Source organism: Diaminobutyricimonas aerilata, assembly GCF_002797715.1.
Classification (GTDB): domain Bacteria; phylum Actinomycetota; class Actinomycetes; order Actinomycetales; family Microbacteriaceae; genus Diaminobutyricimonas; species Diaminobutyricimonas aerilata.
In genome coordinates, this window is sequence record NZ_PGFF01000001.1 from 1,665,450 (window position 1) to 1,690,419 (window position 24,970).

The window sequence follows — 24,970 nt, forward strand, 5'->3', positions numbered from 1 at the left end:
CCTGAATTTCCGACACCACGCCGCACGAGAGTCGGCTTCGCCAGGTCTAGCGCGGGGAATACGGAACCGCACGACGGGTTGCAGTTCACGTGAGTGAACCCATCAAGGTGGACATCTGGTCGGACATCGCGTGCCCGTGGTGCTACATCGGCAAACGCAAGTTCGAGGCCGGCGTCGAACGCTTCGGCGGCGACGTGGAGATCGAGTACCACTCCTTCGAGTTGGCCCCCGACACTCCCGTCGAGTTCGAGGGCGGCGAGATCGACTTCCTCTCCGGGCACAAAGGCATTCCGCGCGAGCAGGCGGAGCAGATGATCGACCGCGTGACGCAGATCGCGGCGTCGGTGGATCTGGCCTACGACTACGACGCGCTGCAGCACACCAACACGGTGAAGGCGCACGAGCTCCTCCACGCCGCGAAGCAACACGGCGTGCAGCTCGAAATGATGGAGCGCCTCTTCTCCGCCTACTTCGTCGAGGGTCGCCACGTGGGTCGCATCGACGATCTGGCCGATCTCGCGGCCGAGATCGGCCTCGACCGCGACGAGACCCATCGCGCCCTCGCGACGGATGAGCACCTCGGCGCCGTGCGCGAGGACCAGGCGCTCGCCCAGCAGCTCGGCATCCAGGGCGTGCCGTTCTTCGTCTTCGACGGCAGGTTCGCCGTGTCGGGCGCGCAGGACGCGGCGACGTTCGCCGACGTGCTCGGCCAGGTGCGGGATGCGAGGGCGGCCGCGTGAGCGACATCAAGCTCATCCCGCTCGGTGCCCCGGATGCGGCCGTCTGCGAGGGGGACTTCTGCGTCATCCCCGCGGTCTCGGATGTGATCAGCCGGCTCGACGCCGACGAGGCGTGACTCAGTCCCTGGGGGCTGCCGGGTCCGCGATGTCGGCCACTGTCGCGTCGAAGGCGCGGATGAGGTCGTCGGCGTCGACGAGCAGGCTGTACCCGTGCTCGCCCGCCCCCATCGCGACGGACCCGGTGACGTCGGTGTCGGCGAAGACCGGCCAGGCGGTTGTCGAGCCGAACGGGGTGATGGTGCCGCGTTCGTATCCGGTGGCCTCGAGGGCGACGGATGCCTCCGGCAGCTTGAGCTTGTTGACGCCGACCACGGCGCGCAGCTTGGGCCAGGAGATCTGCTTGTCACCCGGGACGAGGGCGAACAGGAACGTGCCGTCGTGGCGCTTGACCACGAGGGTCTTGACGACCTCCCGCGGGCTGACGCCGATGAGTGTCGCCGCCTCTTCGAGCGATCCGGCGGCCGGGCGCTCACGGAATTCGACCGTCACACCCCGCGCCTCGGCGTCGGCGCGTGCCCGGTCCCGTCCTGTTCTCAGTTCGTCCACAGCGACGACAACCCGACACGCGTCCCCCGGATTCCCGCCGTGCCGCACGCGGAGGCAGGGTCTGGGAGAATCAGAGTGATGACCACGATGACCGCTGCCGAGCCCGGGCTGCACATCGGCCCGCTGCGGCTCGATGTGCCGGTCGTTCTCGCGCCCATGGCCGGGATCACCAACACCGCGTTCCGGCGGCTGTGCCGCGAGTACGGGGCCGGTCTGTACGTGAGCGAGATGATCACGAGCCGCGCGCTCGTCGAGCGCACCCCCGAGAGCATGCGGCTCATCCAGCACCACGAGTCGGAGACGCCGCGCAGCATCCAGCTCTACGGGGTGGACCCGACGACGGTCGCCGAGGCGGTCACGATGCTCGTCGCCGAGGATCGCGCCGACCACATCGACCTGAACTTCGGATGCCCGGTGCCGAAGGTCACCCGCAAGGGCGGCGGTGCCGCTCTGCCGTGGAAGCTCGGGCTGTTCCGCGAGATCGTCGAACGGGCCGTCCGTGCCGCCGGCGACGTGCCGCTCACGGTCAAGATGCGCAAGGGCATCGACTCCGACCACTTGACCTACCTCGAGGCGGGCAAGGCGGCCGAGGGGGCCGGGGTCGCCGCCATCGCGCTGCATGCACGCACCGCCGCCGAGTTCTACTCCGGCACCGCCGACTGGTCCGCGATCGCGACGTTGAAGCAGACCATCACCGGGGTGCCGGTGCTCGGCAACGGCGACATCTGGAGCGCCGACGACGCGCTGCGGATGGTGCGCGAGACCGGGTGCGACGGAGTCGTCGTCGGCCGTGGCTGCCTCGGCCGCCCGTGGCTGTTCGGCGATCTCGCCTCCGCGTTCCGTTCGGAGGTCGACCCGACCGTCGAGCGCGTGCGGCACGAGCCCGCGCTCGGTGAGGTCGCCCGCGCGTTCCGGCGGCACGCGGAGTTGCTCGTCGAGTTCTTCGGCGGTGACGAGGGCCGCGCGTGCCGGGACATCCGCAAGCACGTCGCCTGGTACTTCAAGGGCTACGCCGTCGGTGGCGAGCTCCGCGCCCGGCTCGCCACCGTGGAGAGCCTCGCGCACCTCGACGAGCTGCTCGGCGAGCTCGACCCCGACCAGCCGTACCCCGGCGAGGCCGCCGAGGGCCAGCGCGGTCGGGCGGGAACCCCCAAGGTGCCGGCGCTTCCCGACCGCTGGCTCGAGAGCCGCGAGCTGCAGGAGACCCACCGCGACGAGTTGAACCTCGCGGAATTGAGCACCAGTGGCGGGTGAGTGGCACAGCCACGCCGACGCGGATGCCGCGCTCGAACGTGGATACGGCCCGGCCGACGCCGAGCGATGGTTCCCCGAGGAGCACTCCACCCGCCGCAGCGACTTCGCGCGTGACCGCGGGCGCCTGCTGCACTCGAGCGCGCTCCGCCGTCTCGCCGCGAAGACGCAGGTGCTGAGCCCGACTGCCGGTCTCGACTTCGCCCGCAACCGGCTCACCCACTCCCTCGAGGTCGCCCAGGTCGGCCGCGAACTCGCCACGAGCCTCGGACTCGACCCCGACGTCGTCGACACCGCGTGCCTCGCCCACGACCTCGGCCACCCACCCTTCGGCCACAACGGCGAACGCGCGCTCAACACGTGGGCCGCCGACATCGGGGGTTTCGAGGGCAACGCGCAGACCCTCCGCCTGCTCACCCGCATCGAGCCGAAGGTGTTCGGTCCCGACGGCCACAGCTACGGGCTCAATCTCACGCGGGCGAGCCTCGACGCGAGTTGCAAATACCCCTGGCCCGAGCAGCACGGCATCCCCGACCCGAGCGGTCGCAGCAAGTTCGGCTTCTACGCGGACGACACCCCCGTGTTCGAGTGGCTGCGCGCGGGCGCGCCCGACCGCGTGCGCTGCATCGAGGCGCAGGTGATGGACTTGAGCGACGACATCGCCTACAGCGTCCACGACTTCGAGGACGCGATCGTGAGCGGCTACCTCGACGTGCCGGCGCTCAGTGCGCGTGCCGACCACGACGAACTGGTCGACGCGATGTTCGAGTGGATCGGCGGGGAGATCGATCACGACGAGCTCATCGCCGCCTTCGACCGGCTCGACAACCTCGACTTCTGGATCGACGACTGGAACGGCAGCCGGCGCGACCTCGCGAAGCTCAAGAACCTGACCAGCCAGCTCATCGGACGCTTCGCGCACGAGGCCGTGCACGCCACTCGCGCGGCTTATCCGAGCGGCAGTCTCATCCGGTTCGGCGCGGATGTGGTGGTCCCGCGGGAGACGCAGGCGGAGATCGCGGTGCTCAAGGGCATCGTCGCCGCCAACGTCATGTCGACGAACTCCCGCAAGCCGATCTACGCGCGTCAGCGGAGCATCCTCACCGAGCTCGCCGACGCGCTCTACGCCACCGGCCCCCGCGACCTCGACCCCGGGTTCGCCGCGGACTGGAACGCGGCCCCCGACGACGCCGCCCGGCGGCGCGTCGTCGTGGACCAGGTCGCGTCGCTCACCGACCAGTCGGCGATGGCCTGGCACGAGCGGTTGGCGTAGCGACCCATGGCCGGACTCATCCGCAGGAGCGACATCGACGAGGTGCGGTCACGCACCAACATCGCCGACATCATCGGCGACTACGTCACGCTCAAGGGCGCGGGGGTCGGGTCGATGAAGGGTCTGTGCCCCTTCCACGACGAACGCAGTCCGAGCTTCCACGTGCGGCCCCAGGTCGGGTTCTACCACTGCTTCGGATGCGGCGAGGGCGGCGACGTCTACACGTTCCTGCAGAAGATGGACCACGTCACCTTCCAGGAGGCCGTGGAACGACTCGCGGCGCGCATCGGCTACGAGCTGCACTACGAGGACGGCGGCTCGGCCGGCGATCACGGCAACCGTGCGCGCCTGCTCGCCGCGAACCGGGCGGCCGAGCAGTTCTTCCAGGCACAGCTGGCCTCTCCCGGCGCCGAGCCGGGGCGGCGCTTCCTCGGCGAGCGCGGTTTCGACCAGTCGGCGGCCGAGCGGTTCGGCATCGGTTTCGCCCCGAAGTCGTACGACGCCCTCTCGAAGCACCTCAAGGCCCAGGGCTTCACCGACGACGAGCTGGTCTCCGCCGGACTCGTCGGGCGAGGGGATCGCGGGCTGTACGACCGATTCCGCGGGCGCCTCATCTGGCCCATCCGCGACACGACCGGGCAGACCCTCGGATTCGGCGCGCGCCGACTGCTCGACGACGACCAGGGCCCCAAGTACCTCAACACGCCCGAGACGGCGGTGTACCACAAGAGCCAGGTGCTGTATGGGCTCGATCTGGCCAAGCGCGACATCGCGCGCGGCAAGCAGGTCGTCGTGGTCGAGGGCTACACCGACGTCATGGCGTGCCACCTCGCGGGCGTCACGACGGCGGTCGCGACGTGCGGCACGTCGTTCGGCGTCGACCACATCAAGATCATCCGTCGGGTCCTGGGCGACTACGACAACGCCGACTCGCGTCAGCTCGGCGAGGTCGTGTTCACGTTCGACCCGGATGAGGCGGGGCAGAAGGCGGCGAGCCGGGCGTTCGCGGAGGAGCAGCGGTTCGCCGCACAGACCTTCGTCGCCGTCGCGCCCGACGGACTCGACCCGTGCGACCTCCGGCTCCAGCGTGGCGAAGACGCCGTGCGACGACTCATCCAGCAGCGGCGCCCGATGTTCGAGTTCATGGTGCGTCGCGTGCTGGGTGGGTTCGACCTCGAGACCGTCGAGGGGCGCGTCGCCGCCCTGCGGGCCGCCGCGCCCGTCGTGGCGGGCATCCGCGACCAGGCCCTCGGCATCGGCTATGTGCGCAACCTCGCCGGGTGGCTGGGCATGGACCCGAGCGAGGTGCAGCGCGCCGTATCCGCGGCACGTTCCGCCGGGGAGCGCACCGCCGCATCCGGGGATCGCAAGACGGGGGACGGCACCCGTGGCGAGCGCGGCGAGCGCGGCTCCGGCCGGGGCGACGGCACTCGCGTGGACGGGCCCCGCGGCGAGGGGCAGCGTCGCTTCGACTCGCGACGACCCGAGGGGGTGCCGACCGCGACGGGCGCCCGGCGCGGTCCGGGCGACGCGCCGCTGGCCTCCGGTCCGCGCTCGGATGCGAGCCGTCCCGGCGGGCGGCGCCCGGGGGAGTCCGTGCAGCCCGACTGGCCCGACGCCCCGCCGCCCGACCCGTACGACGAGCCCGGCTACCCCGGCGCCGAGGTGGCGGAACCGGCCGCGTCGCTCACGACCCTGCCGACGGACCCGAACACCCGCCTCGAACGGGACGCGCTCATGGCGATGCTGCAGCATCCGGCGGAGGTCGGCGCGGACCTGCTCGGTCGCGCCGCGCACGTCGCGTTCGCCAACCACAGCCTCGCCGTGGTGCGCGACGCGATCGCCGCGACCCTCGACCTGGTCGACCGGTCCGACTGGCTCATGCGCGTCTCCGACGAGGTGCCCACCCGGTTCGCGACCCTCGTGCAACAGCTCGGCGTGGCGCCCCTGCCCGGTCGGCCGGAGCAGCTCGCGAACTATTGCCGCAGCGTCGTCACCGACCTCGTCGCCCGCGACCTGCTGCGCCGCAAGGCGGAGCTGCTCGGTGCCCTGCAGCGCGCCTCCGCCGACGACGCCCGCTACCGGGAGCTGCAGCAGCAGCTCGTGCAGGTCGAGGCGGACCGCCGGGCATTGCGCGAGGAGACCTGAGACCGGTCGCGAAATCACCCCGGCGACCCGCCGGAAGCGTTGCGGTCTCATTAACAAAACCGCCCGCGGTCCGGCTGACTGTTCACCGTGTGTTAGGACTGTTACACAGCACGGCCTCGACGCCATCCCCCTCACGTCCACCCCGCACGGGGTCGACGGCGCGTCCGGGCCTCCAACCAGGAAGAGGTAACCGGATATGGCATCCGCGTTCACATCCCGCCGAGCAGCCGGTCGTGCCGGCGCTGTCGGCATCGCAGCCCTCACCCTCGTGCTCGCCGGCTGCGCCGCCGGCGGCGGACAGGAATCGGGCGGCAGCGGCGACAACGTGATCCTCATCGGAACCACCGACAAGGTCACCACGCTCGACCCGGCCGGCTCGTACGACAACGGGTCGCTCGCCATCCAGACGCAGGTCTTCCCGTACCTGCTCAACTCGCCGTACGGCAGCCCCGACGTCGAGCCCGACATCGCCGAGTCAGCCGAGTTCACGAGCCCCACCGAGTACACGGTCGTGCTCAAGGAGGGCCTCAAGTGGGCCAACGGCAACGACCTGACCGCGTCGGACGTCAAGTTCACCTTCGACCGTCAGCTCGCCATCGCCGATGAGAACGGCCCCTCGAGCCTGCTCTACAACCTCGCGAGCACCGAGGCCGTCGACGACACGACCGTCGTCTTCACCCTCAAGACCCCGAACGACCAGGTCTTCCCGCAGATCCTCTCGAGCTTCCCCGGCGCCATCGTGGACGAGGACGTGTTCTCGCCCGACTCGATCACTCCGGACGAGGAGATCGTCGACGCCAACGCGTTCGCCGGTCAGTACGTCATCACGAGCTACGACTTCAACAGCACGGTCGAGTTCGAGCCCTACGAGGACTACCAGGGTCTGCTCGGCCCGGCCGAGAACGACGGCGTCGTGCTGAGCGTGTACGCCGACTCGTCGAACCTCAAGCTCGACGTGCAGGAGGGCGAGATCGACGTCGCCCACCGCAGCCTCGCCCCGACCGACATCGAGGACCTCCGCGGCCAGGACGGCGTGAAGGTGCACGACGGCCCCGGTGGCGAGACCCGCTACATCGTCTTCAACTTCAACACGATGCCGTACGGCGCCACGACCCCCGAGGCCGACCCGGCCAAGGCCCAGGCCGTGCGTCAGGCCGCGGCCGCACTCGTCGACCGCGAGGCGATCGCCGAGCAGGTCTACAAGGGCACCTACACGCCCCTGTACTCCTTCGTGCCCGAGGGCTTCACCGGAGCCACGGAGCCCCTGAAGGAGCTCTACGGTGACGGCGAGGGCGGACCGGATGCCGACCAGGCCGCGCAGATCCTCGCCGACGCCGGTGTGGAGACGCCCGTGCAGCTGAGCCTGCAGTACAACTCCGACGACCATTACGGTCCCTCTTCGGCCGACGAGTACGCCCTCGTGAAGAGCCAGCTCGACGAGTCGGGTCTCTTCGAGGTCGATCTGCAGTCGACCGAGTGGGTGCAGTACTCGAAGGACCGCACCGCCGACGTCTACCCGGCCTACCAGCTCGGCTGGTTCCCGGACTACTCGGACGCCGACAACTACCTTACCCCGTTCTTCCTCAAGGAGAACTTCCTCGCCAACCACTACGACAACCCGCAGGTGAACGACCTCATCCTGCAGCAGGCGGTCACGCCGGACACCGCTGAGCGCACGGCCCTCATCGAGCAGATCCAGCAGCTCGAGGCCGAGGACCTGTCGACCCTGCCGCTGCTGCAGGGCGCGCAGATCGCCGTGGCCGGAACCGACATCGACGGCGTCACTCTCGACGCGTCGTTCAAGTTCCGCTACGCATCACTCACCCGCGGCTGATGCCGAGCGGGGTCCGGATGCGTCCGGACCCCGCGCCAGGGCGGCCCGCGTCAGCGCGGGCCGCCCTCCGCATGCTCCCTCCCGGTCCGCGACCGGTACTGACAGGACTACCCATGACCCTCACCGCCGAGAACGGCACGCCGGCGACGGACACCCCGTCGAAGCGCCGCCGCAGCGGCCCGTCGAATTCGCTCGGGCGCTACATCCTGGTGCGCTTCCTTCTGATCTTCCCGACCGTCTTCATCCTCGTGACGATGGTCTTCCTCTTCATGCGCGCGATCGGCGACCCGATCACGGCGGCGCTCGGCGGCCGGCTCAACGCCGAGCAGCTGCAGGAGCGCATCGTGGCGGCCGGCTACGACCGGCCGATCGTCGTGCAGTACTTCGAGTACCTCGGCCAGATCTTCACCGGCAACTTCGGCACGACGCTGAGCGACAACCGCCCGGTGCTCGAGGTGCTAACCCGGTACGGGGGAGCGACCCTCGAGCTGGCGTTCTACGCCCTCATCGTGGCCTTCATCGTCGGCATCCCGCTCGGCATGCTCGCCGCGTACTTCCGCGACCGCTGGCCGGATGCGGTGCTGCGCGTGTTCGCGATCCTCTGCTACGCGACCCCGGTGTTCTTCGCGGGCCTCGTGCTCAAGCTCGTGTTCTCGGTCGCTCTGGGGTGGCTGCCGGTCGCGGGCCGCGCGTCCGTGCGCACGGAGCTGCAGCTCGCGCGCCTCGACGGCGGGACGGGCATCTACATCATCGACGCGTTCCGCATCGGCAGCGGCGCGGTCTTCTCCGACCTGCTCGCCCACGCGGTGCTGCCGGCGCTTGCTCTCGGTCTGCTGACCGCGGGCGTGTTCCTGCGACTCGTGCGCACCAACCTCATCGGGACCCTGTCGATGGACTACGTGGACGCGGCGCGGTCGCGCGGCGTCAACGAGTTCCGGCTGGCGCGCAAGCACGCATACAAGCCCGCGCTCATCCCGATCATCACGGTCATCGGCCTGCAGATCGCCCTGCTGCTCGGCGGCGCGGTGCTCACCGAGACCACCTTCGAGTGGGAGGGGCTCGGGTTCCAGCTCGCCCGATACCTCACCGCGCGCGACTTCGTCGCCGTGCAGGGGATCGTGGCGCTCCTCGCCGTCATCGTCGCGCTCACCAACTTCATCGTCGACATCGTCGCGGCGATCATCGACCCTCGAGTGAGGTACTGATGTCCGTGTCGTCCCGCCTCAAGCGGCTCCCCGTCGTCCACCAACTGCGCCAGTCCGTCGGACTGCAGCGCGCCATGCTCGTGGTCGGACTCGTCATCACCGGCATCTTCCTGCTCGTCGCGGTGTTCGCGCCGCTGCTCGCCCCCTACGGCTATTCCCAGCTGCGGGATGAGGGGGGCAACTTCGGCGCGCAGCAGGCGCCGAGCTCCGCCCACCTGCTCGGCACGACGGTGGGCGGCTACGACGTGCTCTCGCGGGTGATCTGGGGGGCGCAGACCGCGGCCCTCGTCATCGTGATCGCCGTCATCCTGTCGATCTTCCTCGGCGTGCTGCTCGGACTGATCTCGGGCTACATCGGCGGCTGGCTCGACCGGGTGCTCGTCGTCGTCGCCGACGCCGTGTACGCCTTCCCGAGCCTGCTGCTCGCCATCGTCGCGGCGATCGTCATCAGCGGCGGGCAGTCGAGCATGATCGGCGGCGTCTTCGCGGCTGCGATCTCGATCACCGTCGTCTTCATCCCGCAGTACTTCCGGGTCATCCGGGCGGAGACGGTCCGCATCAAGTCGGAGGCGTACGTCGAGTCCGCGAAGGTCATGGGCTCGTCGACCGCGCGCATCATGTTCCGTCACGTGTTCCGCAACGCCACGCGCACCCTGCCGCTCATCTTCACGCTCAACAGCTCCGAGGCGATCCTCACGCTCGCGGGACTCGGCTTCCTCGGCTTCGGCATCGAGCCGACCTCGGCCGCCGAGTGGGGGTACGACCTCAACAAGTCGTTGTCGGATGTCACGAGCGGCATCTGGTGGACCTCGATCTTCCCCGGCGCCGCGATCGTGCTCGTCGTGCTCGGCATCACGCTGATCGGGGAGAGCCTCAACGACCTCGCCGATCCACGCTTGCGTGCCCGTCGCCGCGCCGACGGCACCCCCGCCCTTGCCGCCGAGACCTCGGTCGTGCCCGGCGGCAGTCTCAGCCCCGCAGCCCAGGGATTGGAGCCCCGCGCATGAGCGTTCTCGACATCCGCGACCTGCGCATCCGGTTCGCCACCGACGAGGGCGACGTCGACGCCGTCAAGTCGGTCGACCTCGCCGTCGAGGCGGGCGAAGTGCTCGCCATCGTCGGGGAGTCCGGCAGCGGCAAGAGCGTCACCGCGCGCTCGATCCTCGGACTGCTTCCCGAGACGGCGACCGTGAACGGCGCCGTCGTCGTCGGTGGCGACGATGTCGTCTCCCTGCACGGCGCCGCGCTGCGGCAACTGCGCGGAGGCACGGCGGCGATGGTCTTCCAGGAGCCCTCCACCTCGCTCAATCCCGTGTTCACCGTCGGCTGGCAAATGGCGGAGGGCCTGCGCGCACACTCCGGGATCAGCCGCGCCGAGGCGCGCGCCCGCTCGATCGACGCCCTCCGCAAGGTCGGCATCCCCGACCCCGAGAAGCGCATCGACCACTACCCGCACCAGTTCTCGGGCGGTCAGAAGCAGCGCATCGTCATCGCGATGGCGCTCGTGCTCGACCCGAAGCTCATCATCGCCGACGAGCCGACGACCGCCCTCGACGTCACCGTGCAGGCCGAGATCCTCGACCTGCTCCGCCGGTGCCGCGACGAGTTCGGGGCGGCGATCGTGCTGATCACCCACAACATGGGAGTCGTCGCCGACCTCGCCGACCGCGTGGCCGTGATGTACGCCGGCGAGATCGTCGAGCAGGCGCCGGTCGACCAGTTGTTCGCCTCGCCGCGCGCGGAGTACACCCGCAAGCTCCTCGCGGCGGTGCCGCGGATGGGCGCGCGGCTCACCGAGCGCGTCGTGCCGGACGAGGCGGTCGCGCCGGTCGTGTCGGCCCGCGACCTCGAGATCCGCTACCCGGGACGCTTCGGCCGACCGGGCTTCCTCGCCGTCGACCGGGTGAGTTTCGACATCAGGCCGGGCGAGGTGCTCGGCCTCGTGGGCGAGAGCGGGTCGGGCAAGACCACCATCGGCCGCGCGATCGCCGGGCTCACCCGCGTGACCGGCGGCTCCCTCGAGGTGCTCGGTGTGCAGATGCGGGGGATGCGCGAGCGCGAGTTCCGTTCCGTGCGCCGCGATCTCGGGTTCGTGTTCCAAGACCCCGCGTCGAGCTTCAACCCGCTGCTGACGATCGCCCAGGCGGTCGCGGAACCGCTCGTCGTGCACGGCGTCGCCCGCACGCCCGCCGAGGCCCGCGGGCGCGTCGACGAGCTGCTCGAGGCGGTCCAGCTCTCGGGTGCCTACGGCGACCGGTTCCCGCACGAGCTCTCCGGCGGCCAGCGTCAGCGTGCGAGCCTCGCCCGGTCGCTCGCGCTCGAGCCGACGCTGCTCATCGCGGACGAGCCGACGAGCGCGCTCGATGTCTCCGTGCAGGCGCGCGTGCTCGAGCTCTTCGCCGAGCTGCAGGAGCGGTTCGGCTTCGCGACGCTGTTCATCAGCCACGACCTCGCGGTCGTCGACCTCCTCGCCGACCGGATCGCGGTGCTCTACCACGGCGAACTCGTCGAGGAGGGGCCCGGCGACCGGGTGCTGCAACAGCCGCAGCATCCGTACACCCGCAAGCTCATCGGCTCGCTTCCGGTGCCCGACCCGGTGGAGCAGCGGCGGCGTCGCGAGGCGCTGCGGCACTCCTCGTGAGCGCGTAGCCTGGACACAGCGATTCTGGGGGAGGGGCACGTGGACGAGGGCCCGGCGATACACGCGGACGACGTGTCGCTCAACTATCCGGCGGACCGGCGAGGAGCGCGGGGCCTCGCCGTGCGCGGTGTCTCGCTGACCGTTCCGCGCGGCACCATCCTCGGGATGGTGGGTGAGGCGGGGTCGGGCAAGTCGACGATCGCGCGCGCCATCGCGGGCCTCGGCGGTCTGCCGGCCCACGACTCCCCGCACATCGTCGGCGGCAGCCTCACGGTGCTCGGGCGCCCCCTGCGCCGGATCGGCACGCGCGCACGGGACCGACTGCAGGCCCGGATCGGGTACCTCCCGCAAGACGGCGGCTCGCGTCTCGACGCGCACCTGACGGTCGGCGAGAACGTCGCCCTGCCGATCTACCTGCGCGACCGGCGCTTCAGCCGCCGGCAGGCGGGCGGCATCGTCGCGACCCTCATCGACGCGGTGCACCTGCCGCTCGGCACCATGTCGCTGTACCCGCACGAGTTGAGCCAGGGCCAGCGGCAGCGCGTCGCGCTCGCCCGAGCCCTCGTGCTCGAGCCGGAGCTGCTCGTCGCCGACGACCCGACGATGGGCGTCGACGTGCTCGTGCGCGGGGCGATCCTGGATGTGCTCGGCGAACTCCAGCGCCAGCGCGAGTTCAGCGCCCTCATCATCGCCCACGAGGTGGGGGAGCTGCGCCGCATCGCCGACCGCCTCGCCGTGTTGCACCGCGGCATGATCGTCGGGTACGGCCCGGTCGACGAGGTGCTCGCGCGACCCCACCACCCGTACGTCGAGCGTCTCGCGCAGGAGTACCGCCACCAGCATCCGGACACCCCCGTGCTGTCGACCGCGCCGGCGAAGACGCGATGACGGCGCTTCGACTGCTCGTCGGCGGTTACACGGCCGATCAGGACGGCGCCGCGACGGGCATCGGACTCGTCGAGGTCGACGCGGACGGGCGGATGAGCCACCGCGGCACGATCGTGGAGACCGAGTCGCCGTCGTTCCTCGCCCGGCGCGGCGACGTGGTGTACGCGAGCGCCGAAGGCGCGGGGCGCCTCGACGCGTTCCGGGTCGCCCCCGATGCGGCGTCCGCCGAACCGCTCGCCCGTATCGCGACGGGCGGTGCGCTGCCGTGCCATGTGACGCTCACCGCCGACTCGGCGCTCGTCGCCTGCTACGGCGACGGGATGCTCGCCCGCCACCCGCTCCTGGACGACGGCACACCGGGGGAGCCCGCCCAGGTGCTGCGCCCGGAACCCGGGCCGGCCGCGATGAACCGCGGGGGAGCGCACGCCCACGCGAGCATCGTGCTCGCCGACGGGCGCGTGCTCTCGAGCGACCTCGGCACCGACGCCGTCCACGTTCACACCATCGGCGAGGACGGATCGCTGCAGCGCGTCGGCACCGTCCGCCTGCCGGCCGGATCCGGTCCGCGCCACTTCGCTCAGCATCCGACCGGCATCGTGTACGTCATCACCGAGCTCGACAACCACGTCGTCGCGCTCGACGAGAACCTGCGCCCGATCGTCTCGGTCTTCCTCGACCGCGCCGACGAGGAGTACCCGTCGGAGGTCGCGGTCAGTGCCGACGGACGCTTCGTCTACGCGGCCGTGCGCGGTCGCGACACGATCGTGGTGCTCGCCGCACACGACGGAGGCCGTCGCCTCGAGCGGATCGCCGAGGTGCCCACGCGGGGCGCATGGCCGCGCCACTTCGTCCTGTCCGGCCGACGTCTCTACGCCGCCGACCAGCTCGACCACCGGGTCGCCGCGTTCGATCTCGGCGAGAACGGGGTGCCGGTCTACTCGCACGCGGTGGACGTCCCGTCGCCGAGCGCCCTGCTCGCGTGGTGAGCGACACTCGATTTTGCCGGGGCGGCTCCTTTGGTAGAGTGACCTAGCTGTTCCACGATCCTCGATAGCTCAATTGGCAGAGCAGCCGGCTGTTAACCGGCAGGTTGATGGTTCGAGTCCATCTCGGGGAGCAGCCACGGGGCCTCGCGCAAGCGGGGCCCCGTTCTCGTTCCGGCGGTGCGCCGGTAGTGTTCCTCCGAGCCCGCAGGGCGCAGCGGAGGGATCGACGTGGACGACTGGCTGCAGGCGAACGCCGAGTCGCTCGTCGTCGCGTTCGCCGCGGTCGCGGCGGTGCTCGCTCTCGCCCTGCTCATCGTGCTGGTCGCCCTCGCGCGGACGCGGCGCTCGGTCGACACGGAGCGCGCGCAGCGAGCCGAGGCCGAACGGACCGCGGTCGACGCGCGCCTCGAGGTCGCCGATCGCGACGCCCGCCTCCGCGTGCTCCGCGAACTGCATGAGGTGGCGGTGCGGTCCGTCGGCGACATCGCCGTGCGGGCCGACGGCGCGCGGCACTCGGTTCCGGATCCTGCCGCGGCCGCCCGCGCCATCGACGGCGTCGCCGTGTCGGCGCGTGCCGCGCTCGGCGATCTGCGTCGCGTGCTCGCGTTCGCGGGCGACCTCGACGCGCCGAGCGAACCGTGGTCGGGCATCCGACCGGCTCGGGAGCTGTTCGACACACTGCGGTCGGCCGGGCTCGCGATCGAGGTCGAGGAGACCGGGGCACGGTTCCCCCTCACCGACGGCGCGGAGGTGGCGATCTACCGCATCCTGCAGGAGGCGCTCGTGAATGCTCTGCACCACGGCGGTCCGGGCACGACCGTGCGGGTCGGCTTCGGCTGGACGGCGACCGGTCTGCAGGTGAAGGTCGACGACGACGGGCTCCGCGTCGCCGGCGATGGAGGCGGCTACACGATGCAGGACGACCTGCGTGCGCTCACCGAGGTGGTCGAGGGCCGCGGGATCGCGGAGATGCGTGCCCGCACCGAGCTCTTCGGCGGCGTGCTCACCGCCCACCGAGTGCCCGGTGTCGGGTTCTCCCTCTCCGCCGTCTTCCCGACGCTGCGTCACCACAACGCCGTACACGGTGTGGATCTCGGCGTGCGACCGGGCAGACTGGCAGACGATGACCCGCACTGACTCCTCCGCCGCTCACGATCCGGGCGACGGCCCGCCCCACCGGGACGACGCGCACGACAGCCCCGCAGACCCCGACGCCGACCGGCGCGCGGCGGTCCGCGCGAGCTGGGCGGTCGGCATCCCCGTCTCCGCCTACGGCGTCTCGTTCGGGGCGCTCTCGGTCGCGTCCGGGCTCGACATCTGGCAGACGTGCGTGCTGAGCCTGCTGATGTTCTCCGGCGGCTCGCAGTTCGCCCTCATCGGCGTCGTCGCGAGCGGCGGAGCGGGCGCGGGAGTCGCGGCGATCACCGGCGCGACCCTGCTCGGAACGCGCAACGCCCTCTACGCCATCCGCATCGCCCCGCTCATCCCCGGCCCCTGGTGGCGGCGACTCGCGGCAGGGCACCTCACGATCGACGAGTCGACCGCGGTCGCCACCGCGCAACCCACCCTCGCCTCCCAGCGCACCGGATTCTGGTGGACCGGTGTGATCATCTTCGTGGGATGGAACCTCACGACGCTCGCAGGTGCCCTCGTCGGCGATCTGATCGGTGACGTGCGCGCGTATGGACTCGACGCCGCGGCCGCCGCAGCGTTCCTCGGGCTCCTGTGGCCCCGGCTCAAGCAGCTGCAGCCCGTCGTGGTCGCCGTGGCGGCGGCGGTGCTCGCCGTCGTGCTCACGCCGGCGCTGCCCACGGGCGTGCCGGTGCTCATCGCGGCGGCGGTCGCCGTAGTGGTCGGGATCACGAACTGGCTGGGGAGGCGCAGGGCATGACCGTCTGGCACATCGTGCTCATCTCGGCGATCGCCGTGCTCGCACTGAAGCTCAGCGGCTACCTCGTGCCGCCCTCGGTTCTCGAGAAGCCGACCGTGTCGCGCACGAGCAGTCTGCTGACCGTGGCCCTGCTCGCCGCGCTCGTCGGCGTGCAGACGTTCACGACCGGTAGCGCGATCGTGCTCGACGCCCGCGTGCCGGCGATCGGGGTCGCCGCCGTGCTCCTGGCGCTGCGGGCGCCCTTCATCGTCGTCGTCGTGGCGGCGGCCGCGACGGCGGCGCTGCTCAGGATGTGGTGGCCCTGACGGCGGTCGTCGTCACCCCTCGAGGTCGTCGACTCCCGGGAGCCAGCTCTGACCGGGAACGCCCCATCCGCTCTTGCGGATCGTCTTGAGCACGCCCTTCGCATGCTCCGGCTGCAAGCGGTCGACGTAGAGCACCCCGTCGAGGTGGTCGAACTCGTGCTGGAAGATGCGCGCGAGCCATCCCTCGGCCACGATCTCGAACGGACGCTGCTCGAGGTCCACGGCGCGCAGCACGGCCTTGTGGGCGCGGCGCAGCGGAGCGCGCTCACCGGGCACGGACAGGCAGCCCTCGCTCTCCTCCTCCTCGTCGAGTTCGGCGGTCGAGAGCGGGCTCAACAGCAGCTCGGGGTTGATGGCGACGCCGCGCCACTCCACGTCGGCCTCGTCGGTCCAGCCGAAGACGAACACGCGCGCATCCACGCCCACCTGGGGGCCGGCGAGTCCGACGCCGGGGGCGGCGTCCATGGTCTCGAACATGTCGGCGACGAGGCGGCGCAGATCGTCGTCGAAGACGGTCACGGGCGCGGCGGGAGTGTGGAGCACCGGATCCCCGGTGATTCGAATGGGCAGAACGGCCATTCGCCCAGGATATCGGCGGAGTTCCCGGTAGATTCGTGGGCGTGCCGCCCGCCATCGACGACATCGCCGCTCAGATCTCTCTGACGCCGTATCAGGCCCTCGGTATCCCGTTGGCCCTGTTCGGTGCGGTGTTCCTCGCGCTCGGAGCGCAGTTCCAGCACCGCGGCGTCGCGAAGGTCGAAGCGAGCCACGGGTCCGGCGCGAAGGCCGGGTTGAGCATCCGCGAACTGCGGGCCCTGCTCGGTCGTCCGTCGTGGGTCGTCGGCACGGTGATGCTCGGTCTTGCGATCGTGTTGCAACTCGCGAGCCTGCGGATCGCGCCGCTGCTCGTCGTGCAGCCGCTCGGCGCCATCGCCCTCGTCATCACCTCGATCGTCAACGCCCGAGCGACCAAGACCCCGCTCGACGGATTGGCGATCCGCGCGATCGCCCTGTGCATCGGCGGCGTCGGCGTCTTCGTCGCCATCGCGGCGTTCACGGCCACCGAGCGTCCGATCCGGGAGCCGCAACTGCTCATCATCCTCAGCGTGCTCGCCGTGGTGACGGTCGTGCTGGGGACCGTCTTCCTCATGAAGCGCCGCAGCGCGAATGCGATCTTCTACATCCTGGCCGCGGGCGTGCTGTACGGATTCGTCGCGACGCTCGCGAAGGTGGTGCTCAACCGCATCTTCACGGGCAACTTCGAATGGCTGACGATGCTGTGCATCGTGGCGCTGCTCGCCGCCGCCGCCCTCGGCGCGTACTTCGTGCAGACGGCGTATTCGGTCGGATCGCCGGATCTCGTCATCGCCGGCCTCACCGTCGTGGATCCGATCGTGGCGGTCAGTATCGGCATCGTGGTGCTCGGCGAGGCCGCCCAGGCACCGCTGCTGGCGATGATCGCCTTCCTCGTCGCGGGAGCAGTCGCCGTGATCGGCGTCTTCCAGCTCGCGAAACACCACCCTCAGACCGTCCGTTGAGCGTCGCTCGCGGTAGGGTCGGCAGACCCCCGCACTCGCTCCCACCCCGTTAGGAACTGTCGACGTGGCCGAATCCTCGACCCCAGCGACGAAGCCCCTGCGCATCGTCATCGGATGCGACACCTTCGCTCCCGACGTGAACGGCGCCGCCAAGTTCGCCGAGCGGCTCGCCGCCGCCCTCGTGCGGCACGGCCACGAGGTGCACATCGTGGCGCCGGCGGCGTCCCGTAAGCACGGCACCTGGACGGAGGTGCACGAGGGCGAGCGGATGACCGTGCACCGGCTCAAGAGCTGGCGCTGGTACCCGCACCCGTGGCTGCGTTTCGCGCTCCCGTGGCAGATCGAGGCCAACTCCCGCCGCATCCTCGACGAGGTGAAGCCCGACGTCGTGCACTTCCAGTCGCACATCGTGGTGGGACGCGGGCTCTCCGTCGCGGCGATCGAACGCGGCATCCGTGTCATCGGCACCAACCACTTCATGCCGAACAACGCCCTGCAGTTCACCCTCATCCCGGAGGCCTTCCAGCAGCGCGCGGTGAAGGCGATGTGGCGCGCGGCGCAGCGCAGCTACCTGCGTGCGGAGGCCGTCACGACGCCGACGCGTCGAGCGGCGGAGTTCCTCGAGGCGAACACGTCGCTGCACAACGTGCTCGCGATCTCGTGCGGGCTCAACGTCTCCGACTACACCGCCGACCTCGGACCGCGCACCGATCACCGCGTGGTGTTCGTCGGACGCGTGGAGGAGGAGAAGCAGGTCGACCGGCTCATCCGCGCCGTGGCGCAGTTGAAGGACGAACTCGACGTGCAACTCGAGATCGTCGGCGACGGCGACCAGCGTCGCCCGCTCGAGGCCCTCGCGACCGAGCTGGGCGTGCGCGATCGTGTGCACTTCGCCGGCCGGGTGAGCGACGAATACCTGCGCGCCGCACTCACGCGCGCGAGTGTGTTCGCCATGCCGTCGATCGCCGAGCTGCAGAGCATCGCGACGATGGAGGCGATGGCCTCCGGACTTCCCGTCGTCGCCGCCGACGCCATGGCTCTGCCGCACCTCGTGCACGACGGCGAGAACGGCTACCTCTTCGAGCCCGGCAACGCCGACGAGCTCGCGGCGCGCCTCCGCGACGTGCTCACCGCCACGCCCGAGCGCTACCGCGAGATGCAGCAGGAGAGCCTGAACATCGTGGCCGCCCACGACATCGAGAACACCGTGCGCACCTTCGAACGGCTCTACCGCGGCGAGCCCGTCGGCGCGAACGGAGCCCCCGCGGGCAACAGCGCGCACTGAGCACGTACGACGAAGGGCCCGGCCGTTCGGCCGGGCCCTTCTCTGTTCATCCGAGCGTCAGGAACGCCAGACCTGCACGACCGAGGGACGCGGTCCGCCCCACTTGCCGTCGCCGGTCAGCTGGTTCGGGGCGACGTAGTCGGGGAAGTACGAGTGCTGGTCGCCCCACGCGCCGTCCTCGCCCGGGTGCTGCACCGCGACGAAGACCATGCCGTCCTCGTCCTTGATCACCGGGCCGCACGTCTCCGCCTCGCGCGGCACCGAGAGGAACTGCTGCACGCGGCCGCGCTCCGGCCCCTCGAGCGGCACCTTGAAGAGGCCGTCGCCGTAGCCGATCGTGCCGGGAGCGCCGTCGGTGGAGATCCACAGGGTGCCCTCGGAGTCGAAGGCGAGGTTGTCGGGGCACGAGATCGGGGAGACCTTCTCGGCCGGGAATCCCGCGAAGTAGGCGCTCGGGTTCGTCTTCGGGTCGCCGCACAGCAGCAGGATGTTCCACGCGAATCTCGTGGCGGTGGCGTCGTCGCCGGCCTCGACGATCTCGAGCACGTGACCGTCGCGGTTCGCGTTACGCGGGTTCGCTTCGGTCGCACCCTCCTTGCCCGGCTTGCCGCGGTCGCTGTTGTTCGTGCAGGCGACGTAGATGCGCCCGGTCTTCGGGTTCGGCTGCACATCCTCGCAGCGGTCCATCTTGGTGGCGCCCACCGCATCCGCGGCGAGCCGGGTGTGCACGAGCACCTCGTCGACCGCGAAGCCGGGAACGCGCGATTCGCCGTCGACGACCAACGGGATCCACTCGCCGCTGCCGTCGAAGGCGCCGTCGGCCGGCAGGTTCCCCGTGCCGGTGATCTCACCGCTGGGGGAGTCACCCGTGAACCGGGCCACGTACAGGCTGCCCTCGCGCAGCAGGCGCTTGTTGTGCCAGCGCGCGTTGAGGCGCGGACGCGGGTCGTACTTCTCCTTCGAGACGAACTTGTAGAGGTAGTCGAACCGCTCGTCGTCGCCCGTGTACGCCGCGACGTGTCCCGTCTTGCCGATGATGACGTTGGCGCCCTCGTGCTTGAGACGCCCGAGCATCGTGTGCTTCACGGGAGGCTCGTTCGGCGCCAGCGGGTCGACCTCGACGACCCAGCCGAACCGGTTGGGCTCGTTCTCGTACCCCGGGTTGGTCGCGTCGAACCGCGGCTCGATCTTCTCCCACCCGCGCGCGGTCGGGGCGTTGCCGAGCCCGTAGCGCTTCTCGGCGTCGCTCGTGCCGGCCGTGCGGAAGTAGCCGTTGAAGTTCTCCTCGCCGGAGAGCACCGTGCCCCACGGGGTGGTTCCGCCGGCGCAGTTGCCGAGCGTGCCGAGAACGCGCGTGCCGCTGCGGTCATCCTTCGTGCGCAGCAGCGGCGATCCGGCGGCGGGTCCCGTGAACTCGAACTCGGTCGCCACGGTGATGCGGCGGTTGAGCTTCGCGCCGACCTTGTACTTCCAGGCCTTGCTGCGTCCGGTGCGGTAGAGCTGCACGACCGACATGCCGTGCGCGGCCATGGCGATGCGGCGCTGCTCGTCGGCCTGCGCCTCGTCGGCGGCCGGCGGGAACATGATCCCCTCGTTGGTGTACTCGTGGTTCGCGACGAGCACCCCGAGCAGGCCGAGCCACGGCACCTCGATGATGTCGAGGTAGTCGTTGTTGTAGCCGAACTGACGCGCCTGCAGCTCCGCGGTCTGCGCCTCGGGCGAGAACACGTCCTTCTTCGAGAACAACGGGTCGCCCCAGCGGATGAGCGGCGCCCACTGGTACCCCTGCGGCACGGTCACCGCGTCGACGGACGCCGGCACCGGCGTGATCGGGGTGAACGGCAGGGTGCTGCTCTGCGCGGCGGCGGCGCTCGGCACATCCGTCACCTGACCGCCGACGACGATGGCGGCAGCCCCCACCCCTGCGCCGATCAGCAGCGACCGGCGGCTGAGGGCGATCGCGGCGATGTCGCGGAAGTAGTCGTTCTCGCTGGTGTTGGGCACGGGATGGAAGCACGCGTCGGCGCACTTCAGGTGGCACGTGACGGCGCTGCGCTTGCCGGTGGTGTGGCCGGTCATCGGCAGCAGCGGAAGCAGCCGGCGGGCGGGGCGGTCGGTGAGAGTCAAAGGGAGTCTCCTCAAGGTCGTACAGCGCCCCCCGAACGAGGCACGACTTCACGATGCCAGGGGAGGCGCGGTGGGCCCACGAGCGCCAGGTGACGGTCACATGAACCATCGGTGAACGACGAAGTCGGCGACGCCCGGTATCGTGAATCCCGCCGGCGTGGCCGGTGCGCGCACGCGCGGGGCGGTAGCTCAGCCGGTTAGAGCAGCGGACTCATAATCCGTCGGTCACGGGTTCAAGTCCCGTCCGCCCTACCAGTCCGACGAACGTCGTCTCGGTCGCGCGTCAGTCCCTGTGCGGGAGCGTCACCGGGTCCGCTCGTCCGGGGCCGCCGCATGGACCGTGGTCGACGTGCTGCCACACCACGTCGACCTCGTGGCGGTCGAGTTCGGTCCCGGCCTCGTCGAGCACCGCGACGACGATCGATTCCGGCTCTCCGATCCCCACCTGCACCTGCCACCCCCGCAGGATGGACCGGGCGGACTGCGGCGTCTCGCATCCGTCGACACAGACGACCTCGGCCACACGTGAGTCGGGGGTCGCGACGTCCACGGTGTTCAGCCAGCCGACCGGGGTACACACCGCGGGCTGTGAACAACCCGCCAGACACACCGCGATCAGCGCCGCGAGCACGACTCCGGTCTTGAGCATCGGCAGCCTCCTACAACCCCAGACGGCGGGTGCGGCAGATCCGTTGGGGCGCCGACCGCGGTCAGGGTTGCGGCATCGGGTCGGACTCGACGTTCCCGCTCGCGAACGGGAACGGGAAGTAGACGGTGCCGACTCCGATCTGCTCGATCGGGACGGTCCAGAACCAGACGTGCGCCACGATCACCGAGACGCCGGCCGTGATCCCGACGAAGGCTGCAGCGCGGTCGAGATAGCGGATCGCCTCCGCTTCGGTTGCTGCGCGTCGCAGAGCGGTCGAGATCGACCACACGACCGCGATTGCGAATGCGGCCACGACGAAGATCGTGGGGGAGAGGGTGAGCGAGTGACACACCGGGACATCCGACGTGGGGTTCCCGGCCGCGTCGATGTATCCACCGTCTCCGGCGAGCCCGCCTGCGCACCAGCTCGCGGATCCTCCGGTGAACGTCCAGTAGAACCAGCCCGCCCCGAACGTCCAGATCAGGAGTCGCCGGACGCGTCGGAGCACCCTGCCTCCAGGCAGTGTCACGAGCGCCTCGGCCGGAACTCGGTCGATGGTCGCTCGCATGCCGCCTCCTGCAGGTGGTCCGTCGATGCCCTCATGGTGACATCGACTCACGAACCGCGCAACGGGCGCGAGGAAGCGTGAGGGCCTAGGCCGCGTCGCCGTCCGAGAGGGCGGACTGGAGGCCGGGGGCCGGCGGGCGCAGGCGCTCCGGGTGCGCTTCCGCGTGCGCACGATGCACGGCGGAGATGTCGGTGTCGTCCATGGTGGTCATGACCGGTCCAATCGCGTGAGGTCGGCGTCCGATCGGTGAGTCCCGGCGCCTGGCCAGCGACGATACCCGCGCTCGCGCGGCGTCCCGTGCGCCAAAGGTCCCAAACCACGATCCGCACCCCCGAATTGGGGGCGCTGTCCGAGAGACGGAGCGCCGGCGTCCCGCCCTCGGCGTGTCGCCCCCGCGCGGCGTACACTTCCTCTATCGAACACATGTTCGAATGGAGGTAGCCGTGGAACCCGTCGCTCTCGCCCTCGTCGACGACGTGCCGACCGCACTCACCTGGCGCGACAAACGGTTCCGGGTGGCGGACAGCCCGACCCGATTGAGCCGCCCCGCCGACTGGTTCTACGACGCCGTCATCACACATCCGCCCGTCCCCGCGATCCGTTGGCGGTTCGTGGGGCGCGCCGACGACGGAGAATCGCGGGTGTTCGATGTGCGCTACGACCTCGTGAGCGCCCGATGGGAGCTCGTGCGCGCGTTCGAGTGACCACCCGGGCCGTAGAATCGACGAGCGGCCTCACCACCCGCACCACTCCCTCTCTCCAGGATCAGGATGCTCAGACTGCAGCGGATGACGCATGCCCTGCTGCGCCCGAGCGCCCGGGTGTGGCACGCGACCCAGCTGGACCGCTGGCGCGCGATCCCGCGACCCCACGACGACCCGATCGTCGACGTTCCGGGGGACGACGCTGATCGCGTGCTGCTGATCGGCGACGGCGCCGCCTGCGGGTACGGTGTGGTCAGTCATCATCTCGCGTTGGCCGGCGCGTTGGCGAGGCGTCTCGCGCACGCCACGGGACGCGGCGCGCGCGTCGAGGTGGTCACGCACCCCCGTCTGTTCGTCGGCGAGCTGAAGATCGAGCTCGAGCGACTCGAGCTCCGCGGCATGGACGCCATCGTCGTGACGACGGGCATCGGCGACGCGTGCCGACTGACCTCCATCCGCTCGTGGCAGCACGATGTGCGCGGCGCGGTCGACGCCGTGGTGGCCCACGCGCGACGCGACACGCCCGTGCTTTGGCTCGGCATCCCGTCCGTGCGGGCGATCCCGGTGTTCCGCGGTGTCTCCGCGCGCATCATCGAACACCACGCCGCGTTGTTGAATCGGCAGACGAGGATGCTGCTCGACGATCATCCGCGCGCGCAGTTCGTGCCGTTCGAACCGGATCCGCATCGCGACGGCGAACGGCACCGGAGTGCCGCGACATTCTCCCGCTGGGCCGATCTCGTCACCCCGTCGCTCCACCGCGCGCTGGACGAGCAGGTCGAGGGGCCGGTCGCGAAATAATCCCGTGTCGACGACCGTTGCCACTGAAGACTCGACAAGGATGGATGTATGACCGACACCGCCACGCTCAGCCCCGACGAGCAGCTCGCCGCATTCCGCAAGCGCCGTGAGGAGGTCGTGGTGCAGCCGCTCGGCAGCCTGGCCCTCGTCAACACGCAGTGGGTGGACTCGGAGCAGACGATCTGGGGTGTCCCGGGAACCTGGGCGCCGCGCACCGACGGCGGATCCGGCCTGATCGTGAAGGCGGCGGCGTCCGAGGGGATCCGCGTCGACGGCGAGCTCGTCGACGGCGAGGCGATCGTTCGCGGCAAGGACGACCCCGCCCCGAGCGAGATCGTGTTCAGCGACACCGTGCGCGGCTTCGTCATCGCGAGCGAAGAGGGCACGTACGCCCTCCGCGTGTGGGACGCCGAATCGGAGGACATCCAGAAGTTCGGCGGCATCGACGCGTTCCCGTACAACCCGGAGTGGGTCATCCACGCCAGCTTCACCGAGAACCCCGAGGGCACCACCCTCGGCTTCGAGCACCTCAAGGACAACGGCAAGACCCGCGAAGAGGTGATCCCCGGCAGCATCCGCTTCACCAAGGACGGCGTCGACTACGACCTCGCCGCATTCAAGGCCGGCCGCGCGCTGCAGCTCGTGTTCGCGGACACGACGAACGGGGACTCGACCTACAGCGTCGGACGGTTCCTCTACGTGGCGCCGAACCCGGATGGCACGATCATCCTCGACTTCAACCGTGCGGTGCTGCCTCCGTGCGCGTTCAGCTACAACTTCAACTGCCCGCTGCCGCCGAAGCAGAACCGTTTCCGCGTGCCGATCGAAGCGGGCGAGAAGAACGTGCTCGCCAAGGACGGCTCGCTGCTCCACTGATCGACATGGTGGAGATCTACCGCCCGGTCGAGCCGGACTGGGAGCGGGTGCGTGATCTGCGGCTCCGTGCACTGCGCGACACCCCCGTCGCGTTCCTCGAGAGCGTCGACGACGCGCTCGCCCTGCCCGAGGAGATCTGGCGCGAGCGCGCGCGTCGGAACGAGCAGCCGGACACGGTCGTGCTCGTCGCCCGCGATGCGGAGGCGGGCTGGGTCGGCACGATGACCGCAGTGGTGTCTGAGGCGGGCCCCTGGTACCTGGACCAGCGGCGTGAGCGGCCCCGCGAGCGACGCGCGTACCTCGTCGGTGTGTGGATCGACCCGGGCTTCCGCGGACGTGAGGCGGGTGTCACGGACCAGCTCCTCGCCGCCATCGCGGCGTGGGTGCGGGACGACCGCGGCCTCGCGAGACTCCACCTGCACGTGAGCGACGAGAACCCCCGCGCCCGCCGCTACTACGAGCGACGCGGCTTCACCGCGACCGGGGTGCTCGACCGCATCGAGGGCCGCGACGACACACAGGTGGAGCTCGTCGCCGCCGTCGCCGACCTCATCCCGGCCTGACCTCACCCGCCGTCGGCCGCCGCTGTTCGGCGCGTCGGCGCGTCGGTGCGTCGGAAATTCAGGAGTCGGCGGGTCGAAGGGCTGAACCTGA

General features: G+C 70.4%; 25 protein-coding genes and 2 tRNA genes. 21 read left to right on the forward strand and 6 right to left on the reverse strand.

Annotated elements, in window-relative coordinates; all coding sequences use genetic code 11:
- Window positions 1-89: 89 nt before the first annotated feature.
- Window positions 90-740, forward strand: coding sequence for a DsbA family oxidoreductase (locus CLV46_RS07985; protein WP_100364284.1), 651 nt, complete (start codon window positions 90-92; stop codon window positions 738-740).
- A gap of 117 nt (window positions 741-857) precedes the next feature.
- Here the strand turns inward: CLV46_RS07985 and CLV46_RS07990 are convergent, their stop codons facing one another.
- The gene (locus CLV46_RS07990) at window positions 858-1,337 is read right to left on the reverse strand and encodes an aminoacyl-tRNA deacylase (protein WP_100365958.1); all 480 of its coding nucleotides are present in this window, start codon (window positions 1,335-1,337) and stop codon (window positions 858-860) included.
- 87 nt (window positions 1,338-1,424) lie between these two features.
- Here CLV46_RS07990 and dusB point away from each other — a divergent pair, with 87 nt between their 5' ends.
- From dusB to CLV46_RS08055, 13 genes are all read left to right on the forward strand, one after another.
- On the forward strand, window positions 1,425-2,600 hold the full coding sequence (gene dusB / locus CLV46_RS07995) for a tRNA dihydrouridine synthase DusB (RefSeq protein ID WP_100364285.1): 1,176 nt from the start codon (window positions 1,425-1,427) through the stop codon (window positions 2,598-2,600).
- Entirely contained in the window at window positions 2,590-3,870 is a 1,281-nt protein-coding gene (locus CLV46_RS08000; protein ID WP_100364286.1) for a deoxyguanosinetriphosphate triphosphohydrolase, read from the forward strand. The genes dusB and CLV46_RS08000 overlap by 11 nt, the downstream gene beginning before the upstream one ends.
- Window positions 3,871-3,876: 6 nt before the next feature.
- Complete coding sequence (gene dnaG / locus CLV46_RS16960) at window positions 3,877-6,018, forward strand: DNA primase (protein ID WP_245866643.1); 2,142 nt, start codon at window positions 3,877-3,879, stop codon at window positions 6,016-6,018.
- Window positions 6,019-6,214: 196 nt separating this feature from the next.
- Window positions 6,215-7,852, forward strand: coding sequence for an ABC transporter substrate-binding protein (locus CLV46_RS08010; protein WP_100364287.1), 1,638 nt, complete (start codon window positions 6,215-6,217; stop codon window positions 7,850-7,852).
- A 113-nt stretch (window positions 7,853-7,965) separates the two neighbouring features.
- On the forward strand, window positions 7,966-9,057 hold the full coding sequence (locus CLV46_RS08015) for an ABC transporter permease (RefSeq protein ID WP_100364288.1): 1,092 nt from the start codon (window positions 7,966-7,968) through the stop codon (window positions 9,055-9,057).
- Window positions 9,057-10,064: an ABC transporter permease gene (locus CLV46_RS08020; protein WP_211282168.1), complete on the forward strand. Its 1,008-nt coding sequence runs from the start codon at window positions 9,057-9,059 to the stop codon at window positions 10,062-10,064. Before CLV46_RS08015 ends, CLV46_RS08020 begins: the two co-directional genes overlap by 1 nt.
- Window positions 10,061-11,698 (forward strand): dipeptide ABC transporter ATP-binding protein, encoded by a 1,638-nt coding sequence (locus CLV46_RS08025; RefSeq protein ID WP_100364289.1) that lies wholly within the window; start codon window positions 10,061-10,063, stop codon window positions 11,696-11,698. The genes CLV46_RS08020 and CLV46_RS08025 overlap by 4 nt, the downstream gene beginning before the upstream one ends.
- A gap of 39 nt (window positions 11,699-11,737) precedes the next feature.
- Window positions 11,738-12,586 carry an ATP-binding cassette domain-containing protein gene (locus CLV46_RS08030; RefSeq protein WP_245866646.1) on the forward strand — a complete coding sequence of 283 codons (849 nt, stop codon included), beginning with the start codon at window positions 11,738-11,740 and terminating at the stop codon, window positions 12,584-12,586.
- Window positions 12,583-13,572 (forward strand): lactonase family protein, encoded by a 990-nt coding sequence (locus CLV46_RS08035; protein ID WP_100364290.1) that lies wholly within the window; start codon window positions 12,583-12,585, stop codon window positions 13,570-13,572. Before CLV46_RS08030 ends, CLV46_RS08035 begins: the two co-directional genes overlap by 4 nt.
- Window positions 13,573-13,630: 58 nt before the next feature.
- Window positions 13,631-13,703 (forward strand) — tRNA-Asn (locus CLV46_RS08040).
- 97 nt (window positions 13,704-13,800) lie between these two features.
- The gene (locus CLV46_RS08045) at window positions 13,801-14,709 is read left to right on the forward strand and encodes a sensor histidine kinase (RefSeq protein WP_100364291.1); all 909 of its coding nucleotides are present in this window, start codon (window positions 13,801-13,803) and stop codon (window positions 14,707-14,709) included.
- A complete protein-coding gene (locus CLV46_RS08050) occupies window positions 14,696-15,463 on the forward strand; it encodes an AzlC family ABC transporter permease (protein ID WP_100364292.1) in 768 nt (255 codons plus the stop codon). Before CLV46_RS08045 ends, CLV46_RS08050 begins: the two co-directional genes overlap by 14 nt.
- A complete protein-coding gene (locus CLV46_RS08055; RefSeq protein WP_100364293.1) occupies window positions 15,460-15,768 on the forward strand; it encodes an AzlD domain-containing protein in 309 nt (102 codons plus the stop codon). Before CLV46_RS08050 ends, CLV46_RS08055 begins: the two co-directional genes overlap by 4 nt.
- Before the next feature lie 12 nt (window positions 15,769-15,780).
- Here the strand turns inward: CLV46_RS08055 and def are convergent, their stop codons facing one another.
- The gene (gene def / locus CLV46_RS08060; protein WP_100364294.1) at window positions 15,781-16,347 is read right to left on the reverse strand and encodes a peptide deformylase; all 567 of its coding nucleotides are present in this window, start codon (window positions 16,345-16,347) and stop codon (window positions 15,781-15,783) included.
- 41 nt (window positions 16,348-16,388) lie between these two features.
- Between def and CLV46_RS08065 the strand changes: the two genes are divergently transcribed.
- Both CLV46_RS08065 and CLV46_RS08070 read left to right on the forward strand, forming a co-directional pair.
- Window positions 16,389-17,306: a DMT family transporter gene (locus CLV46_RS08065; protein ID WP_100365961.1), complete on the forward strand. Its 918-nt coding sequence runs from the start codon at window positions 16,389-16,391 to the stop codon at window positions 17,304-17,306.
- A 64-nt stretch (window positions 17,307-17,370) separates the two neighbouring features.
- Entirely contained in the window at window positions 17,371-18,591 is a 1,221-nt protein-coding gene (locus CLV46_RS08070) for a glycosyltransferase (RefSeq protein ID WP_245866648.1), read from the forward strand.
- A 57-nt stretch (window positions 18,592-18,648) separates the two neighbouring features.
- Here the strand turns inward: CLV46_RS08070 and CLV46_RS08075 are convergent, their stop codons facing one another.
- A complete protein-coding gene (locus CLV46_RS08075) occupies window positions 18,649-20,670 on the reverse strand; it encodes a PhoX family protein (RefSeq protein WP_100365963.1) in 2,022 nt (673 codons plus the stop codon).
- A 226-nt stretch (window positions 20,671-20,896) separates the two neighbouring features.
- Here CLV46_RS08075 and CLV46_RS08080 point away from each other — a divergent pair.
- A tRNA-Ile gene (locus CLV46_RS08080) sits at window positions 20,897-20,973 on the forward strand.
- Between the two features lie 28 nt (window positions 20,974-21,001).
- Here CLV46_RS08080 and CLV46_RS08085 read toward each other — a convergent pair.
- The 3 genes from CLV46_RS08085 to CLV46_RS17050 all read right to left on the reverse strand — a co-directional run bounded on the left by CLV46_RS08085 (window position 21,002) and on the right by CLV46_RS17050 (window position 22,146).
- Window positions 21,002-21,367 (reverse strand): hypothetical protein, encoded by a 366-nt coding sequence (locus CLV46_RS08085; RefSeq protein WP_100364295.1) that lies wholly within the window; start codon window positions 21,365-21,367, stop codon window positions 21,002-21,004.
- A gap of 61 nt (window positions 21,368-21,428) precedes the next feature.
- On the reverse strand, window positions 21,429-21,935 hold the full coding sequence (locus tag CLV46_RS08090; RefSeq protein ID WP_100364296.1) for a hypothetical protein: 507 nt from the start codon (window positions 21,933-21,935) through the stop codon (window positions 21,429-21,431).
- 85 nt (window positions 21,936-22,020) lie between these two features.
- Entirely contained in the window at window positions 22,021-22,146 is a 126-nt protein-coding gene (locus CLV46_RS17050; RefSeq protein WP_281253560.1) for a hypothetical protein, read from the reverse strand.
- A gap of 232 nt (window positions 22,147-22,378) precedes the next feature.
- On the opposite strand from CLV46_RS17050, the gene CLV46_RS08095 reads away from it, so the two are divergent.
- The 4 genes from CLV46_RS08095 (at window position 22,379) to CLV46_RS08110 (ending at window position 24,879) form a co-directional block, all read left to right on the forward strand.
- Window positions 22,379-22,639 carry a hypothetical protein gene (locus CLV46_RS08095; protein ID WP_100364297.1) on the forward strand — a complete coding sequence of 87 codons (261 nt, stop codon included), beginning with the start codon at window positions 22,379-22,381 and terminating at the stop codon, window positions 22,637-22,639.
- A gap of 84 nt (window positions 22,640-22,723) precedes the next feature.
- A complete protein-coding gene (locus CLV46_RS08100) occupies window positions 22,724-23,440 on the forward strand; it encodes an SGNH/GDSL hydrolase family protein (RefSeq protein ID WP_100364298.1) in 717 nt (238 codons plus the stop codon).
- Between the two features lie 48 nt (window positions 23,441-23,488).
- Window positions 23,489-24,316, forward strand: a complete 828-nt coding sequence (locus tag CLV46_RS08105; protein WP_100364299.1) for a DUF1684 domain-containing protein — start codon at window positions 23,489-23,491, stop codon at window positions 24,314-24,316.
- A gap of 5 nt (window positions 24,317-24,321) precedes the next feature.
- Window positions 24,322-24,879, forward strand: coding sequence for a GNAT family N-acetyltransferase (locus CLV46_RS08110; RefSeq protein WP_100364300.1), 558 nt, complete (start codon window positions 24,322-24,324; stop codon window positions 24,877-24,879).
- Window positions 24,880-24,970 lie beyond the last annotated feature (91 nt).

Excerpts from the sequence above, each read along its gene's own strand:
- dusB (WP_100364285.1), top strand. The coding sequence starts at position 1,425 with ATGACCACGATGACCGCTGCCGAGCCCGGGCTGCACATCGGCCCGCTG.
- dnaG (WP_245866643.1), top strand. The coding sequence starts at position 3,877 with ATGGCCGGACTCATCCGCAGGAGCGACATCGACGAGGTGCGGTCACGC.
- CLV46_RS08010 (WP_100364287.1), top strand. The coding sequence starts at position 6,215 with ATGGCATCCGCGTTCACATCCCGCCGAGCAGCCGGTCGTGCCGGCGCT.
- CLV46_RS08015 (WP_100364288.1), top strand. The coding sequence starts at position 7,966 with ATGACCCTCACCGCCGAGAACGGCACGCCGGCGACGGACACCCCGTCG.
- CLV46_RS08020 (WP_211282168.1), top strand. The coding sequence starts at position 9,057 with ATGTCCGTGTCGTCCCGCCTCAAGCGGCTCCCCGTCGTCCACCAACTG.
- CLV46_RS08025 (WP_100364289.1), top strand. The coding sequence starts at position 10,061 with ATGAGCGTTCTCGACATCCGCGACCTGCGCATCCGGTTCGCCACCGAC.
- CLV46_RS08035 (WP_100364290.1), top strand. The coding sequence starts at position 12,583 with ATGACGGCGCTTCGACTGCTCGTCGGCGGTTACACGGCCGATCAGGAC.
- CLV46_RS08050 (WP_100364292.1), top strand. The coding sequence starts at position 14,696 with ATGACCCGCACTGACTCCTCCGCCGCTCACGATCCGGGCGACGGCCCG.
- CLV46_RS08055 (WP_100364293.1), top strand. The coding sequence starts at position 15,460 with ATGACCGTCTGGCACATCGTGCTCATCTCGGCGATCGCCGTGCTCGCA.
- def (WP_100364294.1), bottom strand. The coding sequence starts at position 16,347 with ATGGCCGTTCTGCCCATTCGAATCACCGGGGATCCGGTGCTCCACACT.
- CLV46_RS08075 (WP_100365963.1), bottom strand. The coding sequence starts at position 20,670 with ATGACCGGCCACACCACCGGCAAGCGCAGCGCCGTCACGTGCCACCTG.
- CLV46_RS08085 (WP_100364295.1), bottom strand. The coding sequence starts at position 21,367 with ATGCTCAAGACCGGAGTCGTGCTCGCGGCGCTGATCGCGGTGTGTCTG.
- CLV46_RS08090 (WP_100364296.1), bottom strand. The coding sequence starts at position 21,935 with ATGCGAGCGACCATCGACCGAGTTCCGGCCGAGGCGCTCGTGACACTG.
- CLV46_RS17050 (WP_281253560.1), bottom strand. The coding sequence starts at position 22,146 with ATGACCACCATGGACGACACCGACATCTCCGCCGTGCATCGTGCGCAC.
- CLV46_RS08100 (WP_100364298.1), top strand. The coding sequence starts at position 22,724 with ATGACGCATGCCCTGCTGCGCCCGAGCGCCCGGGTGTGGCACGCGACC.
- CLV46_RS08105 (WP_100364299.1), top strand. The coding sequence starts at position 23,489 with ATGACCGACACCGCCACGCTCAGCCCCGACGAGCAGCTCGCCGCATTC.
- CLV46_RS08110 (WP_100364300.1), top strand. The coding sequence starts at position 24,322 with ATGGTGGAGATCTACCGCCCGGTCGAGCCGGACTGGGAGCGGGTGCGT.